At 62.0% G+C, this 14,320-nt stretch carries 16 protein-coding genes; 8 read left to right on the top strand and 8 right to left on the bottom strand.

The window, feature by feature from the left end:
* Positions 1–11: 11 nt before the first annotated feature.
* Both B5M07_RS04595 and B5M07_RS04590 read right to left on the bottom strand, forming a co-directional pair.
* Positions 12–1,280, bottom strand: a complete 1,269-nt coding sequence (locus tag B5M07_RS04595; RefSeq protein WP_120350416.1) for a flagellar hook protein FlgE — start codon at positions 1,278–1,280, stop codon at positions 12–14.
* Between the two features lie 98 nt (positions 1,281–1,378).
* Positions 1,379–3,145, bottom strand: coding sequence for a hypothetical protein (locus B5M07_RS04590; RefSeq protein WP_120350415.1), 1,767 nt, complete (start codon positions 3,143–3,145; stop codon positions 1,379–1,381).
* Between the two features lie 99 nt (positions 3,146–3,244).
* Between B5M07_RS04590 and flgF the strand changes: the two genes are divergently transcribed.
* From flgF to B5M07_RS04565, 5 genes are all read left to right on the top strand, one after another.
* Positions 3,245–3,988: a flagellar basal-body rod protein FlgF gene (gene flgF / locus B5M07_RS04585; protein WP_067629234.1), complete on the top strand. Its 744-nt coding sequence runs from the start codon at positions 3,245–3,247 to the stop codon at positions 3,986–3,988.
* 33 nt (positions 3,989–4,021) lie between these two features.
* Entirely contained in the window at positions 4,022–4,807 is a 786-nt protein-coding gene (gene flgG, locus B5M07_RS04580) for a flagellar basal-body rod protein FlgG (RefSeq protein ID WP_067938908.1), read from the top strand.
* Complete coding sequence (gene flgA, locus B5M07_RS04575; RefSeq protein WP_120350414.1) at positions 4,807–5,466, top strand: flagellar basal body P-ring formation chaperone FlgA; 660 nt, start codon at positions 4,807–4,809, stop codon at positions 5,464–5,466. The genes flgG and flgA overlap by 1 nt, the downstream gene beginning before the upstream one ends.
* The gene (locus B5M07_RS04570; protein WP_120350413.1) at positions 5,463–6,233 is read left to right on the top strand and encodes a flagellar basal body L-ring protein FlgH; all 771 of its coding nucleotides are present in this window, start codon (positions 5,463–5,465) and stop codon (positions 6,231–6,233) included. Before flgA ends, B5M07_RS04570 begins: the two co-directional genes overlap by 4 nt.
* Before the next feature lie 80 nt (positions 6,234–6,313).
* Positions 6,314–6,883 (top strand): hypothetical protein, encoded by a 570-nt coding sequence (locus B5M07_RS04565; RefSeq protein ID WP_067629242.1) that lies wholly within the window; start codon positions 6,314–6,316, stop codon positions 6,881–6,883.
* Between the two features lie 19 nt (positions 6,884–6,902).
* Here the strand turns inward: B5M07_RS04565 and B5M07_RS04560 are convergent, their stop codons facing one another.
* The 6 genes from B5M07_RS04560 to B5M07_RS04535 form a co-directional block, all read right to left on the bottom strand.
* Positions 6,903–7,571 (bottom strand): flagellar hook assembly protein FlgD, encoded by a 669-nt coding sequence (locus B5M07_RS04560; RefSeq protein WP_067629244.1) that lies wholly within the window; start codon positions 7,569–7,571, stop codon positions 6,903–6,905.
* Between the two features lie 11 nt (positions 7,572–7,582).
* Positions 7,583–8,962 carry a flagellar hook-length control protein FliK gene (locus B5M07_RS04555; protein ID WP_120350412.1) on the bottom strand — a complete coding sequence of 460 codons (1,380 nt, stop codon included), beginning with the start codon at positions 8,960–8,962 and terminating at the stop codon, positions 7,583–7,585.
* Positions 8,963–9,015: 53 nt separating this feature from the next.
* On the bottom strand, positions 9,016–9,648 hold the full coding sequence (locus B5M07_RS04550; protein WP_067938894.1) for a hypothetical protein: 633 nt from the start codon (positions 9,646–9,648) through the stop codon (positions 9,016–9,018).
* A 275-nt stretch (positions 9,649–9,923) separates the two neighbouring features.
* Positions 9,924–10,853 carry a flagellar motor protein MotB gene (locus B5M07_RS04545; protein WP_067938892.1) on the bottom strand — a complete coding sequence of 310 codons (930 nt, stop codon included), beginning with the start codon at positions 10,851–10,853 and terminating at the stop codon, positions 9,924–9,926.
* Positions 10,854–10,895: 42 nt separating this feature from the next.
* The gene (locus tag B5M07_RS04540; RefSeq protein ID WP_120350411.1) at positions 10,896–11,363 is read right to left on the bottom strand and encodes a MucR family transcriptional regulator; all 468 of its coding nucleotides are present in this window, start codon (positions 11,361–11,363) and stop codon (positions 10,896–10,898) included.
* 186 nt (positions 11,364–11,549) lie between these two features.
* The gene (locus B5M07_RS04535) at positions 11,550–12,650 is read right to left on the bottom strand and encodes a hypothetical protein (RefSeq protein WP_120350410.1); all 1,101 of its coding nucleotides are present in this window, start codon (positions 12,648–12,650) and stop codon (positions 11,550–11,552) included.
* A gap of 93 nt (positions 12,651–12,743) precedes the next feature.
* On the opposite strand from B5M07_RS04535, the gene motA reads away from it, so the two are divergent.
* From motA to B5M07_RS04520, 3 genes are read left to right on the top strand one after another with little or no spacing between them, the layout of a single operon-like run.
* Positions 12,744–13,610 (top strand): flagellar motor stator protein MotA, encoded by an 867-nt coding sequence (gene motA / locus B5M07_RS04530; protein ID WP_120350409.1) that lies wholly within the window; start codon positions 12,744–12,746, stop codon positions 13,608–13,610.
* The gene (locus B5M07_RS04525) at positions 13,607–13,864 is read left to right on the top strand and encodes a hypothetical protein (protein ID WP_120350408.1); all 258 of its coding nucleotides are present in this window, start codon (positions 13,607–13,609) and stop codon (positions 13,862–13,864) included. The genes motA and B5M07_RS04525 overlap by 4 nt, the downstream gene beginning before the upstream one ends.
* A complete protein-coding gene (locus tag B5M07_RS04520; protein ID WP_067629259.1) occupies positions 13,861–14,286 on the top strand; it encodes a hypothetical protein in 426 nt (141 codons plus the stop codon). Before B5M07_RS04525 ends, B5M07_RS04520 begins: the two co-directional genes overlap by 4 nt.
* The last annotated feature ends 34 nt before the right edge of the window (positions 14,287–14,320 follow it).

Genomic DNA, 14,320 nt, shown 5'->3' with positions numbered 1-14,320 from the left:
CATGCACCGGGTTAACGTTTGATACTTAGCGTTTCACTCAGCATTTCGTCGCTGGTGGTGATGATCTTGGCGCTGGAGGAATAGGCCCGCTGCGTTTGGATCAGGTCGGTAAGCTCTTGGGCGATGTCCACGTTGGAGCCTTCCAGCGCGCCGCTGTTGATGCTGCCCAGACCGTTCAGCATCGGATTGCCGATGCTCACTGCGCCGGAATCGCGGGTGGCAACATAGGCGTTGCCATCGACCGAGCGCATCTGGTCGGGGTTGGCAACATTGGCAAGCGGCACTTGGAACAGCGCACGGCGCTGACCGTTGTCAAAGACCCCATAAAGGATGCCGCTGTCGCTCATCTCGGCCCGCTCAAGGCTGCCGGTCTCGGTGCCGTCGTCCGAAAAGGCCGGGGGCGTGTAGTCGCCGGAAAACTGGGTCATCCCCTCAAGGGTGCCGGGCGCGCCAAAATCGATCTCAAGCGGTTGTGGAGTGCCGCCGTTGTTGATCGACAGGGTCACAACGCCGGTCGCGGGGTCAATCGGCAGGGTGCCGGGCGTGTAGCTCTCGGGGCTGCCCGCGTTGACGCCGCTGTCGGTGAAGTTCACCCTCGCATCGCCATAGCTGTTGCCTGCCTCATCGCTGATACTGACGGTCCATTCATTGGCCGTGGTACCCGGAGCCCAAGACAGGGTCAGCGCGTCGCTGCCGCCCAGCTGATTGACGTAGCGCAGGGTGGATTCGAAGGCCGTGCCGGTGCTGCCGGCCCCGGTTTCCTGCGCAGGCACATTGCCAGACACGCCGACGCGCGCACTGGGCGTACCTTGAACCTGATAGCTGGCCACATTCACGGTGCTGAGGTCATTGTAGCTGGTGCTGCTGACACTGCCGGTGGCCCCGGCTGCATCGGTGGGAAAGCCCGACAGAAAATAACCCGCAGAGTTGCGCAGGTTGCCGTTCTGATCCGGGGTAAAGGAACCCGCACGGGTCATGTAGTAGTTGGATTCGACAGGATCATTGGGGTTGCGCGACACGACGAAAAAGCCATCACCCTGCACCGCCAGATCCGTTGAGCGACCGGTGCCCATGATGTTGCCATTGGCCGAGATATCGGCCCGCACGTCCGTGAGCACCCCCGCCTGCGTTGCCCCGGTATTCTGCGTCACGAATTCCGAAAAGGTCCGCCGATAGCCAACCGTATTGGCGTTGGCGATATTGCTAGAGATATTCTGGACGCGGGAGGAGTTGGCCTGCAACCCGCTGACCCCGATCTGGAGGGCGCTTGTAATGCTCATGACTTGATCCTGCTCGTTCTTGTTATTCTTGACCTATACATGAGAAAGCCGATTCTTCATGACTAAAGCAAGAATAAATTTTGCATTTGATATTTATGTCACTGACTTTCCTTGACATCCGTCACTTTGGTCACGGCATCAAGGATACGGTCCGCGCTTTCCATGCTCAGCCGCATCACGTCTGATCCCAGCGGCCCCTCCCCTCGGGGCTGTGCGCCGAGCCCGGTGGCGAGGTCTGCCCAGCCGGGCAATTCGGCAAGCGCGGGAAAGGCCGCGGCGGCCCGGGCGACGGTCTCGCTGTCGCCCGCTTGATAGGCGGCAAGGGTCAGGCGCGTAGCATCGGCAAAGGCGAACTGCGGGGGATGGGCCTCCCACATTTCAAGAAAGGCCTGCCGGGCCGCGCCCCATTTGCCGGTCTCGTATAGAGCCACCGCACGGCTGCGGCGCAGGTCCATGTCTTGGGCGCGCAGGCGCAGGGCGGCCAACTCATCCGTGCGGCCCGCCTGCGCCAAGGCTTCGACCAAAAGGGCTTCGGCCTCGGCCCCCTGATCGTCGGCATAGCCGCTTAGTAAATCTACGGCCGCATCCGCCTGCCCGCCTGCCAAAAGCGCGCGGGCCTCGCCGCGGCGCAGATCGGCCAAAAGGGCTGCATCGGGGGCATTCGTCCCGACCCCCTCCAGAGCCTCCACCATTTCACGCAACGCGCGATACTCGCGCGCAGCAAGGGCGGTCATCCCGGTGTCCAGCAGGCGCTGCGGCACGGCGGCGGCATGTTCCACAAAACCCGGATCAAAGCGCCAGCGGGCGCTGATGCGGGCGTGCCCCTCAAGGAACGGCCCCAGATCGAGCTCACCTGCAGCGCCTGCGGCGTAGAATGCGCCGTAGATGTCCCGCGCCTGCGCGCGTAGCGCGTCGGCCTCATCATTAGGGGCGCTGCGCAGCAAATTGTGCAAGGCCCAAAGGGCGGTATCGGTATCGCCCTGCTCTGTCGCGACCTCGGCCAGCAGCACCGCGCCCTCGCGGCCAAGGTCATCCCCGCTCCACATCCAGCGGGCGGCTTTGAGCAGGGACAGCGCATCCTCCCCCGGCAAGGTCTCGGTCTCTCGCCCCATCCGCACCAGCGCGAGCCGCGCCCGTTGCGCATAGAGATCGCGGCCCTGCGCGGCTTGGACATACCCCTCAAAGGCCATCAAAAGATCGCCCGACACTTCTGACGCGCGGGCCAGCAGGTAGCGATAGGCGGGGCCATCGCGCAACTCTGCATGTTTGGGAAACTGCGCGGCCAGTGCCTGCGCCACATCCCAATTCTCGGCCTCCAAAGCCGCCTCAAGCAGGTCCGGCAGGACCGCGGCTTGGATCGCGGGTGACAGGGCGCCGAGACTCTCCAACGTGCGCGGCATCAAACGCGCCGCCTCCTCCGCCGCCCCCAGCCGGGCAAAGGCCGCTGCCCGCAGGGCCTGCCCCTCGCTCCACCCGACGGACCAAGACACCGCCTGCCCCAAATCTCCGCCCGCGCCCGCGTCCTCTTCCAACAAAGCAAGGGCGAGGTTCAATGTTCGATGCCGCCGCGCTGCGTCACCTTTGAGGGCCTCGGCGTCGAGTGCCGCCAGAAAGCCTGCCGCCTCAGGGCGCATCATCCATGCAAGGTGCAGTTCCGAAAGGTCCAGCAGCGCCGCGGCCCGCTGAGGGGCATCCGGATCGGTCGCGGCGAAAAGCTGCGCCATCAGCGTCTCACGGGCGGCAAGGAAATCCTCTCGCCCATGTTCCACCAAGGATAGAGGCGCAAAGATAGCGCCTACCTCCCCCGCCACAGGCGCGGCCAAGATCAAAGAGAGACCAAGGACAATGTTGTGCAGATGCTTCATTCTATGAATAGATGCACTTTATTCTTGTAAAGATCCATTCTTTATTTCACACTGACCTTCAATAAAGTCACGCCATCCTTGCCCAAACTGAGGCCCGCCATGACGGAAACCAGCCATATCAGCATGTCGCTGGCGACTTCCCTTCAGCGCCAACTCGACATCACCGCCAACAACATCGCCAACGCCAGCACCGCAGGCTACAAGGGCGAACATGTGGTGTTCGAAGCGCTGCTGCAGGACAACACCGCGCTTGGCGACGATCAGGCGGCATTCGTCAGCGACACGGGCTCCTACATCGACACCCGCCCCGGCGCGCTGTCGCAGACTGGCAACCCGCTGGATGTGGCGCTGCATGGTGAGGGGTGGTTCAGCTATCAAACCGCCGACGGGCAGCAGGCCTTTGGCCGCGATGGCAGCTTTGTCCTCGATCCGGAGGGCAATCTGACCCTGTTGTCGGGGGCAAAAGTGCTCGACGCGGGCGGTGCGCCGATCCAACTGCCACCCGCAGGCCTGGGCGACATCAACATTTCCGAAGATGGCACGATTTCGGGCAGTGAGACCGGCCCGCTGGGCCGTATCGGCGTTTTTAATATCCCAGAAATCCAAAGCTACAAGCGCCTTGGCGGCGGCATGCTGGTTGCGCCAGAGGGCGCCGCCAATCCTGCCGTGGCCGAAGCCGTGCAGGTGCGCCAAGGCACGCTGGAGCTTAGCAACGTCAACCCGGTGCGCGAGATGACCCGCCTGATCGACGTGCAACGCGCCTATGAGCGCACCAATACCATGATGGGCAATGCGGACGACCTGCGCCGCGACTCGCTCAAACGGATCGCGCAGGCGGTCTGACCCCGACATCCGTGAAACGGAAGGAACGAGACAATGAAGGCACTTAGCATCGCCGCAACCGGCATGATGGCGCAGCAGACCAATGTCGATGTGATCTCGAACAACATCGCCAACGCGAACACCACCGGGTTCAAAGCCAGCCGCGCCGCCTTTCAGGATCTGATCTATCAATCGATGCAGCGCGAGGGCGCCGTCACTTCCGAGGCCGGATCGACCCGCCCCGTGGGCATCGATATCGGCATGGGCGTGCAGACCGCAGGCACCGTGCGGCTGAATACTCAAGGCGGCATGGTTGCCACCGAGAACCAGCTTAACGTCGCCATCGACGGGCGTGGGTATTTCTCGGTCACGCTGCCCGATGGCGGCACCGCTTATACCCGCGACGGGTCGTTCCAGCTTTCCCCCGAGGGGGAGATCGTCACGATGCAGGGCTACCGCGTCGAGCCGGGCATGGTCGTGCCCGAAAACACCACAGCGGTCGAAATCAACGAACAGGGCGTCGTGATGGCCTATGTCGAAAACGATCCCGTGCCGGTGGAGCTGGGCCAGTTCAGCCTGACCACCTTTGTCAACGAGCCGGGGATGCGCCCGGTGGGCAACAACTTCCTGCTGGCAACCGAAGCCTCGGGCGAAGCGCAGGTGGTGAACCCCGGTGATCCGGGCGCGGGGATGATCCGTCAGGGCTATCTTGAGGCGTCCAACGTGAATGTCATTCAGCAGATTACCGATCTGATCTCGGCGCAGCGCGCCTATGAGATGAACTCCAAGTCAATCGAGACCGCAGACCAGATGCTCTCGGCTGCGAACCAAATCCGCTAATGAAACGGCTCGCCGCCCTCTTCCTTGGCCTGATGGTGCTGACGGGCCCTGCCCTGTCGGCCCCCATCGGTGTGTTGGTCGAGGAACGCGCGCGCACGGATTACGCCGACAGCCTGCCGCAAGACGGCGAGTTCGAGATCACAATCAAGGACGCCCCAGCTGACGCCGTGTTGACGCTGGCAGAGTTCTGGATGGACCCGCGCAGCGGCAAATTTCTGGCGAATGCGGTGCTTGAGACAGGCGAGGTGCAGCGCATCGGCGGCTATGCCCTTGTGACCATGCCGGTCCCTGTCCCCGTCACGCGCCTGCTGCCCGATGATATCATCATGGAAGACGACCTGACCGTCATGCGCCTACCCGTGGGACGCATCGGCACCTATGTGATGACGGATATGGAAGAGGTCATCGGCAAACAGGTCCGCCGCGTCCTGACGCCGGGCCGCCCGATCCAGATCCAGTCCATCATCCAGCCCTTGGTCATCAACCGGGGTGAGCGGGTGGATATCTATTTCAGCGACGGGCTTCTCGCCCTCTCCTCTCCGGGGCGCGCACTTGATGATGCGCATGAGGGGCAGGAAATCCGTATCGTGAACCTTGTCAGCAACAAAACGGTCACCGGCATCGCCACCGGCGAAGGGACCGTGGAGATCATTCGATGACCACCGCTTTCGCGCGCCCCTCTGTCTTGATGTTGGGCGCGGCCCTTGCCCTGACCGCCTGTGATACCGCAGATCACTTCGACCGCGATCCGCAGCCCTCGCCGATCGTGGTGGATGGGCAAACCATCCCTGAAGTGGCCCGCGTTCAAGTGCCGATGCCCGCCGTCGCGATGGAGCCGCCACGCCGCGGCAGCGCCAAAGCCTCGCTCTTCTCGGCCCGCAGCGAAGCGTTGTTTGCGGACCAGCGCGCCGATGATATCGGTGATATCGTCACGGTCGTGATCTCAATCGACGACCGCGCGCAATTGCGCAACTCCACCGACCGCGAACGCGAGGGCGCAAGCTCCATCGGTTTCCCGACATTCTTTGGCTATGGCGCGAAAATTGCCGCAATTCTGCCCGGAATCAGCGCAGCCGACCTCCCGAGCGGCGATGTCGTCGAGATCGGCTCGGCCTCCGAGGCAAGCGGCTCTGGCGCCATTTCGCGCAACGAACAGATCGAGCTTAAAGTGGCCGCCTTGGTCATCGACAAATTGCCCAACGGCACGCTTGTGGTCGCGGGACGCCAAGAAATCATGGTGAATCAAGAGCTGCGTGAGCTGCGCATGGCCGGGATCGTGCGCCCTGCCGACATCCGTGACGACAACACCATCTCTTACGACAAGATCGCCGAAGCCCGCATCGCCTATGGCGGTCGCGGCACGCTTTCGCGCGCCCAAGAGCGCAGTTACGGCGAAGATGCGATGGATGTGATCCTGCCCTATTAATTCCTGACTTGGTCACAAAGTGAGACCATTGCCGTCGCAATCGACCGTTAAACCTGACGAAAGCTCAGGAAAGGTCGAACATGAAAAAGGCAGCAATCGCATTCGTAGCACTCCCCTTGCTTTGCATGGGTGCAGGCTATGGCGCCGGTCTGGCCCTTGCCCCTGCCCCAGCCGAAGCGGCGGGAACAGAGATTGATGAAAACGCCCCCCATGGCGCGGATGAGGCTGCAAAAGACGCAGCCCATACCCCCGAGAAAGACGCCCATGGTGAGGCATCCGCCAAGGATGAGGCCCAAGCGCCGATGGACAGCTATGAACTGGCCAAGGACCGCACCGTGGTGCGGCTTGGTCAGATGACGATCCCGGTGGAGAAGACCAACAGCGTCTCTTATATCGTGGCGGATTTCGCGCTGAAGATGGGAACGCTGGAATTGGCCGAACGCTACCGCCGGGTCGAAGATGCGACGCGGATGCGCGATTCCCTTTTGCAGGCGATGAACCTCGCCGCCGAAAGCGCTGTGCTGCGCGGGGTGGCGATTGACAGCGAAGCTCTCTCGCGGCTGCTGCGCGATCTGATCAGCAAAGAACATAAGGGCGTCGACGATGTGATGTTCGTATCGCTCTACAAACAGGATGTGGCGCGGCTCTGACCCGCGCCGCGCCGAAGGTTTACAGAACCGATCGCACCACGTTCGACAGCACGGATTCCCCGTTATCTAACTCCAACTCCGGCCCCAAGGCGGTGAAGTTCACCCGCGTCACCTCGGACCGGGTCAACGGGGTCACCCCCACGTCATTGCCAGCGGCATCCGTCGCCGTGATCTCAACCCGGAAAGTATCGGGCGGCACCGGCAGGCCCACTGAATCGAGGCGGTTCCAATCCACGTCGATCACCTCCCCCTCTGCGGTAGAGGGGCCGGGCATCTCGCGGATCAGGCTGCCGTCTTGGGAATAGATGCGGACGGTCACATCCTCCGCCCCGGCATTGAGCTGATAGCTCAGCGGGAATTCATCTTCGGTCATGCGCACTTGGGTCGAGGGGACAAGCACGTCGCGCCCGATCAATTGCAGGTCCGACATCGCGCCGACGGTGGAAAGCATCGTGCTGATCTGCTCAAGGCTCGCGTTGGTAGCGATGCTCTGCTCGACTTGGGTCAATTGCGCCAGTTGCGAAACGAACTGCGTCGAATCCACCGGGTTCAGCGGGTCTTGGTTTGAGATCTGCGCCGTCAGTAGGGTCAGAAAGCTGTTGTAGCTCTCTTGAAGCTCAGCCGAAGAGGTCGCCGCCGCCGAGGTGTTGGCGGTGCTCAGGGTGCTTGCTGTGGTCGCGTCAATCATGGTCTCGCCTTTCAGGTGAGGATATCCAACTGCCCGGCGCTCAAGTTTGAGCTGGGGGTTTGGGCCAAGGGCTGGGCGTCACTGCCCGGCGCGTCATCGGCCTGCGCTGCTCTTTGGGTGAACTCTGGCCCCTGCTGCTGCCCGCCGTTGCGGCCCCGGTCGTCGAAGGTCTGGAAATCAAGGTCGGCGTTATCGGCGCTGATGCCGCGCGACTGCAGCGCATCCAGCAGTTGTTCGCGGTCTTGCCGCAACATGTTCAGCACCGAGGCGCTTTCGGTGGTCATGGCGATCTGCATGCGGCCCGTCTCGCTGCGCACGACTTCGATCTCGATCTCGCCCATGCCGTAGGGCGAGAGCGAGAAGCGCAGCTTGTTGTCGGCGGTGTCGAGGCCGCGGACCTGCTGGCTGACATGCTGGCGCAGTTGCTCATCAGGCGCGGCGGCGGGGTTCGGCGCGGGCGCGGGTGTCGGCTGTGGCGGGCTGAGGCGAAGCCCCTCACTCTGCGGGGCCTGCGGCGCGGTCAAAGCGGCGACTTCGCGCAGCGCGGCCTCGGCTGCCGGGGCATTCGTGCCGGGCTGGGGCGCCTTGGCGGCATCGACAGAGGCGCTGAACCGGTCGGCGGCGGCGGTGATGCGGGGATCTGCGGCTTCCGCGCTCAAGTCCACCTGCGCGGCGGAAATTGTACTGGCCTCGGCAGCCGCAACGGGGGCGGCGGACGCAGCAGCCGCAACGGGCGCGGTGGGCGCGGCGCCCATTTCTGTAGTCGAAGCAGGCGTCAACCGCAGGACCTGCGTGTCGCCCGAGGTTACCGGCTTGGCGGCCACTTGACCGACGATACCATCAATTTGCAAAGCCGGCGCTGCCCCTTCGGCCATCCGTAAGGCCTGCCCCTTAACGATGGCGATCCGCCCGACGACCGGCACCACCGCCGACGCGATGCTCAGCTGGCTGGTCGGCGTCGGGATGCGCATGGCACGGCCAAGTTTTTCTTCCAGCGCGGCCTCAAGGCTGGGGTCGTCAAACTGGGCCACCGCTTCCAACGCGCCGACGCTGTCGGGCGGCGCCGCGCCCAAGGCTTCGGCAAATGCGGCGAGTGCGGCCTTTGGGGTGACCGGGTTGTTGGTCTCCTCCAGCCCCGCGATGGCGTGATCCATCAGGGCCATCAGCCCCTCTGCCGTCTCAAGGTCGATCCCCTCGGGCAGCGCATCCTCGGCGGTGTCTGTTTCCGGCAAGGGGGTTTGCATGCCCTGAACTTGCGGCTCTGGCGCGGCCTCTTGGCCCGCCATGCCCTGCATCAGCGCAGCAAAGCCTTCGGCCGCCCCTTTTTGGGACGGCTGCCCGAGACCTGCGGCTGTCTGCACCGCAGGTGCTACCTGAAGCTGAGCAATCATTTCGCGTCCTCCAACTTGGGCCTTCGCAAGGGAATCCGAAGGCCCTTTTGGGATCAGGAGATCCGCACGTTTCCGCGCTGATCTTCGAAGGCGCGGCGCGCGCTGCGGCCTTCAACAAGGGCTTTCAACCGCAGAGTCCACTGATTGAGGGTCACGGGTGTCTCCGTGCCGGTCAGGGCCCGCAGCGAAATCTGCGCGCTCTCGGCGGGCTGTGCTGCAAAGACCGAGTGACTGTCGACCGGACGGCCCCAGTACTGCCCCAGAACCGCGCTCAGCCCCATGCGGAAGGCCGCAGGCTCAAGCCCCAGCTTGAGCAGCTCATCCGCCTCTGCCGCGTGATGATATGCCTGACCCAATGCATGCAGAACGCTGTCTTCGTCCATCATCGGGAACAGTCCGCGCCCGATGATCCCGATCAAGACTTCGCCCACCAGCGCACCGGCGGCTTGGGAGATATTTGTGAAATTGTCGCTTTTGCGAATGACGACGAGCGAGCCATAAGGCACATCGGCGTCGAGTTCTTCGGCAAGGATATCTCCAAGGCAAATGCCCGGGATCGGTTCGATGCAATCAGGCATTGCCACCGGGTGACCGGCCCAATCCTGCATCTCAAAGACCGAAGCTTGAACCGGAATAAGCGCCCGGATCAGCATGTTGAAATGACGGCCATCGGCCGATGAATCCATGTGGCAGGCACCCTTCCAGATGCCACCTATAAGTGAGTTTACCTGCATTTCCGCCTCGTTCAGGACGTTCTGTCCATGGTTTATCCGGGCGTTTTTTAAAAGTTTTTTAGGTGCCCGGTGCTCGTTTATTGCTTTAGGTCTAGATCGCAAGACCTTGACCGTCAACAATTTTTCAAGACCGGATATTATTTTTGGGAATCAGCGGCAGGGATGTCGCACTTTTGCCGAGGCTTGAATTACGCACAACCGGGCCGATAGAGCCTTGAAAACAAGGGCTACTCGGCCTGGTACACCAAGCGAATCGAGATGCGGCGATTTTCCGAAGCCAAGGGATCGATTGTGTTGATCGGTTGTGTGTCGGCCACACCGGAAACCCGCATGAAGCGCGCGCCAGCGATGCCTGCGGCCATCAACGTGCGACGCGTGGCGTTGGCACGATCCGCCGACAATTCCCAGTTTGTGTAGCCGTTGTTCGCGCCAAAGGCGGCGGCATCGGTATGGCCCACGATCTCAACCGGCTGGTTCTGATCGGCGATCACATCACCGATGGCCAGCAGCAATTCACGGGTCTTGGGCGTCACATCAGCACTGCCCCGTGCAAAGAGCGACCGTTCGTCCTGATCCAGCACCTGAACCGTCAGCGCCCCGTTCGATTTCTCCAACCGAACATTGCGCGCCAGATCATTCAGCGCGCTGTCCGAGGTGATCCGCTCAGCGATGTCTTCGGCCATGCGGTCAATCTCGGACTGGCGGCGCTCGGATTCCTCAATCGCGGCCAATGTGGCGGGATCGGCGGCTGCTGCGGGCTCGGGGGCTTCGGCATATTCCACGACCACTGCCGCCGGTTTGTCGCGCAGCCGGCTGTCGAAAACCATCATCGGGTTGTCCCGGCCAAAGGTCGGCTTTTGCACATTGCCGGTGTTATCGACCGCGCCAGTCATCACCCCTGCCGCCATCAGCGGACGCAGGTCCGCCGCCGCATCCGATGAGGAGCCCCCATCCGACACCGTCGGCGTAAAGTAATTGGCCAGACCGCGCAGTTTTTCCTCATCCGAGGCGGCGAGGATCCACAGCAGCAGAAAAAACGCCATCATCGCGGTCATGAAGTCCGCATAGGCCACCTTCCAACCGCCGCCGTGGTGGGCATGGCCGCCCTCCGCGTCGTAGCGCTTGATGATGATCATCGCGTTCTTTTTGTCAGCCATCACACGGCCTCCCGACTACGCAAGATCGGGCCCGGGGCCAGATCAGGAAAGCTCTGCGTTGTTGTCCGACTTGTCGCGGCTGTATTTGCCCAGCCCTGCGCGTTTCGCGTATTCGGCCTTGCGCTTGGAGTAGCTCGGCGCGACCAGCGGCGCGTCGGCGGGCAGGCTGAACATCACGCGGTATTCCGCTTCGGTCAGCCCATGTTCGGCCCCGAGGTGACGCTTGAGCATTTTGAACCCCTTGCCGCAGCACAGGCAAAAGATCGTGTCATCGGTCATCGGTTGCTCACCCGGCGCGGCAGTCATGCCTTGGGCCTTGGGCGCGATGGGCGCAACGGCGGCGGGGATATTGGCCAATGCGGTGGCAGGGGCGTCAGCCGGGGTGGCGCGCAGACGTTCGACCAAGGTCAAGATATCATCTATCGTCACGTCGCTGCGGCTGGCGAAACCCGAAACGATGGTCGCAATCGCGGTATCGCTTAGATTCTGCTTGGGGGGTACATTAGGCATGAAGCAACTTCCTTGTTAAGTTAATCTTGCCTTCTGCAAGGTTCGCGAAGCATTCAAGAAGCGCTTCGCAAGGGACGCAGCAAAGATAAATAATTCTTTGCCGTTTATTCTTATCACGATTCGAATTGTATTTGGAACCCGCGCAAGCATTGGCAAGCACTTTTCCGCCATATTGTGCAGAATGCATCACGGCTCCATCTGCGCGACGGTTTTGAAAATCGCGCTTTTCGGGGCCGGATCAGGAACCACGTCATTCCCCGTCGTCTGCGCGATGATCGTGCTGAACAGACCGGTCACCCCCAGCCCTGCCACCGCGATCAGCGGGATATGCAGCGACTTCCACAGGCTCTTGCGTGGTGCGGGCGGTTGCGGCGTCAACGTCGCGGGGTCGAGCAACTCAGGCTCGGGTGCCGGGGGCACGTCAATCGGTGCGCCGAATTCGACAAAGATACCCCGGGGCATGACTGCGACCTTCACTTCGCGCCGCTCACAACTGTCGCTGAATCCGGCGGGGAAAAGCTCGGCCGGGATGTCGATCACCATGTTATCCTTGGGCCGCCACTCCGCCGCGAGCGTGTCGCGGGGGATATAGACTGATGCAAAATCGTCACGAAACGCAATGTCACGCACCAAGGTCGGCACCATGGGCAGCGGCTTTTCCGGGCTGGCCGCGATTCGCATCCGCCCGCCGGCGAGCCACATTTCAAGGCGCACGTAGAAACACTCACCCGGCTGCACCTCGGCGGAGGGCATATAACCTTCGGGCGGGCCCGTGCGCAGCTTGCGGCGCTTGCGGGTGCCGATAGGAAAGATCTTGTTGGTGCTGACCCGCTGGAACTGCTCCAACTCGGGGCGCTGGCGCATCAACTCGTCGAAATCCAAGCCCTCTTCGCGGGCGAAGTTGTAGTTGATCAGGTAATCCGCCGCTGTTTCTTCCAGTGTTTTGCTTTCCTGAATTGCCTTCAACAGCGCGTTTTCCTCAGAAAACAACAACCTACGGCAGGGATGCCCCTCAACCTCTGGGCTGACGGCAAAGCTGCCCACGGGACGATCAAGGATATCCGCAACCCGGTCGAAAACCGCGTGCTCTTCGTCATTGTGAAAGACCACGAACTCACAAAGCCCACCCGCATCCATGCAAAGCAGCAGCCGCATCTCCTCGGGCCAGCCCTGCACGAGCACCGAAAGCTCAGAGGGGTCGACGAAATAGGCGAAGGCGTCGGGCTCTTGCAGAGCGTCGACATCATTCCTCAACTCTTCTTTGACCGAAAAACCACTATTCATCATAGAAACCCAAGTTCTTTCCTAGATAATACTTGTATAGACCCATTCACTCAAGGATAAAGTAAGAATAGTTTCTTTTTGGAGGCGTGTGCAGCAATGACACTCTTGCTTGGTCTTGTAATGGTCTTCGGTCTGGTCTTTGGCGGCTTCATGCTGTCGGGGGGCAATATGGACATCGTCCTGCACGCCCTTCCCTATGAAGGCATGATGATCGGCGGCGCCTCTCTCGGGGCTTTCGTGATCGCCAACTCCTTCTCGGTGGTGAAGTCATCGCTGGTCGGCGTGATGCGCGTGATCAAGGGGCCGCGTTGGAAGGCGGCGGATTACAACGATCTGCTGGCGCTGATGTTCGAGCTGGCGCGTCTTTATAAGACCAAGGGCATTGTCGCGATGGACGAGCATATCGAAAACCCCGAGGCCAGCCCGATCTTTCAACGCTACCCCAAGCTGATGAAAGACCATTTTCTGACCGACCTCATCGCCGACAGCTTCCGCATGATGTCGATGCAATTCGACGACCGTTTTCAAATGGAAGACGTGTTGAACCGCAAGATCAAGAAGCACCACCATGAATCACTCGTCTCTGCCAGCGCGATCCAGAGCATGGCCGACGGGCTGCCCGCCATCGGCATCGTCGCGGCGGTGCTGGGGGTAATCAAAACCATGTCCTCAATCGACAAGCCGCCAGAGATCCTTGGCGCGATGATCGGCGGGGCCTTGGTGGGCACCTTCCTTGGGGTCTTCCTTGCCTACTGCATGGTGCAGCCCATCGCGGGCCGGTTGGAGCAGATCGAAGAGGAAGACGGCGCGATATATACCGTGATCCGCGACGTGATCGTGGCCATCGTGGCGGGCCACCCCCCCGGCATCTGCATCGAATTGGGCCGCGGCAACATCCCCACGACGAAACAGCCGAACTTCTCCGCCGTGGAGGCCTCGCAGCGCGAACTGCCCGCGGTATGATGCGCGCCCTGCCCCTGATCGCGCTCGTCGCGCTTCTTGCCGGGCCGGGGCTGGCTGCCAGCACGGACGACGAAAAGGGCGCAGAAAAGGTCGACAAGGCCGCCGAAGCAGAAGCCCGCCTGCCCAATTCCATGCGTCGGCACGGGGTGATCGGCCATGTTCCCCCGATGGCGGGACTGCCGCTGCTTGATCCTGAGGTGCTGGAACGGATGCGCGAGCGGCTCATTGTTCTGTCGCAGGGCGCCAAGCCGTGAAACCGCGGCGCGGCGACGGGCTGGCCGTATTGTCGCGGCTCAAACGCTTCGAGATGGAAAATGTGGCGCTGGAGATGGCCGAGGTGAACCGCGCCCTGACCCAGATCGAAAACGAACGGCACAGTCTGATGGAGCAGCTCAACGATCGTGGCGACCCCGATGCCGTGGAATCGACGCGCGTGGTCTCGGCCTTCATCCGCAACGTCTCGGAAACGATCCACCGCAAAGAGGCCGAGGCCGAGCGGCTGCGCGCCGATAGCGCGGGCATCCACGACAGGCTGAACGGGCTCTTCGCCGAGGCCAAGCGCATTGACCTGATCCGCAACCGCCGCGCCGAGGCCCGCAAGCAGGCTTTGCAAGAAGCCGAAACGGCTGCCCAAGCCGAAGGATTCCTGTCGATCTGGCTCGACGATCAGCGCTAGCGGGTCTACCCATTTACGGGAACTATTTCCGAAA

Origin of the sequence: Sulfitobacter sp. D7 (genome assembly GCF_003611275.1) — a bacterium.
GTDB classification, from domain to species: Bacteria; Pseudomonadota; Alphaproteobacteria; order Rhodobacterales; family Rhodobacteraceae; genus Sulfitobacter; species Sulfitobacter profundi.
The sequence above is the reverse complement of the archived record's forward strand: the minus strand, read 5'-3'. Positions and strand labels throughout refer to the sequence as shown.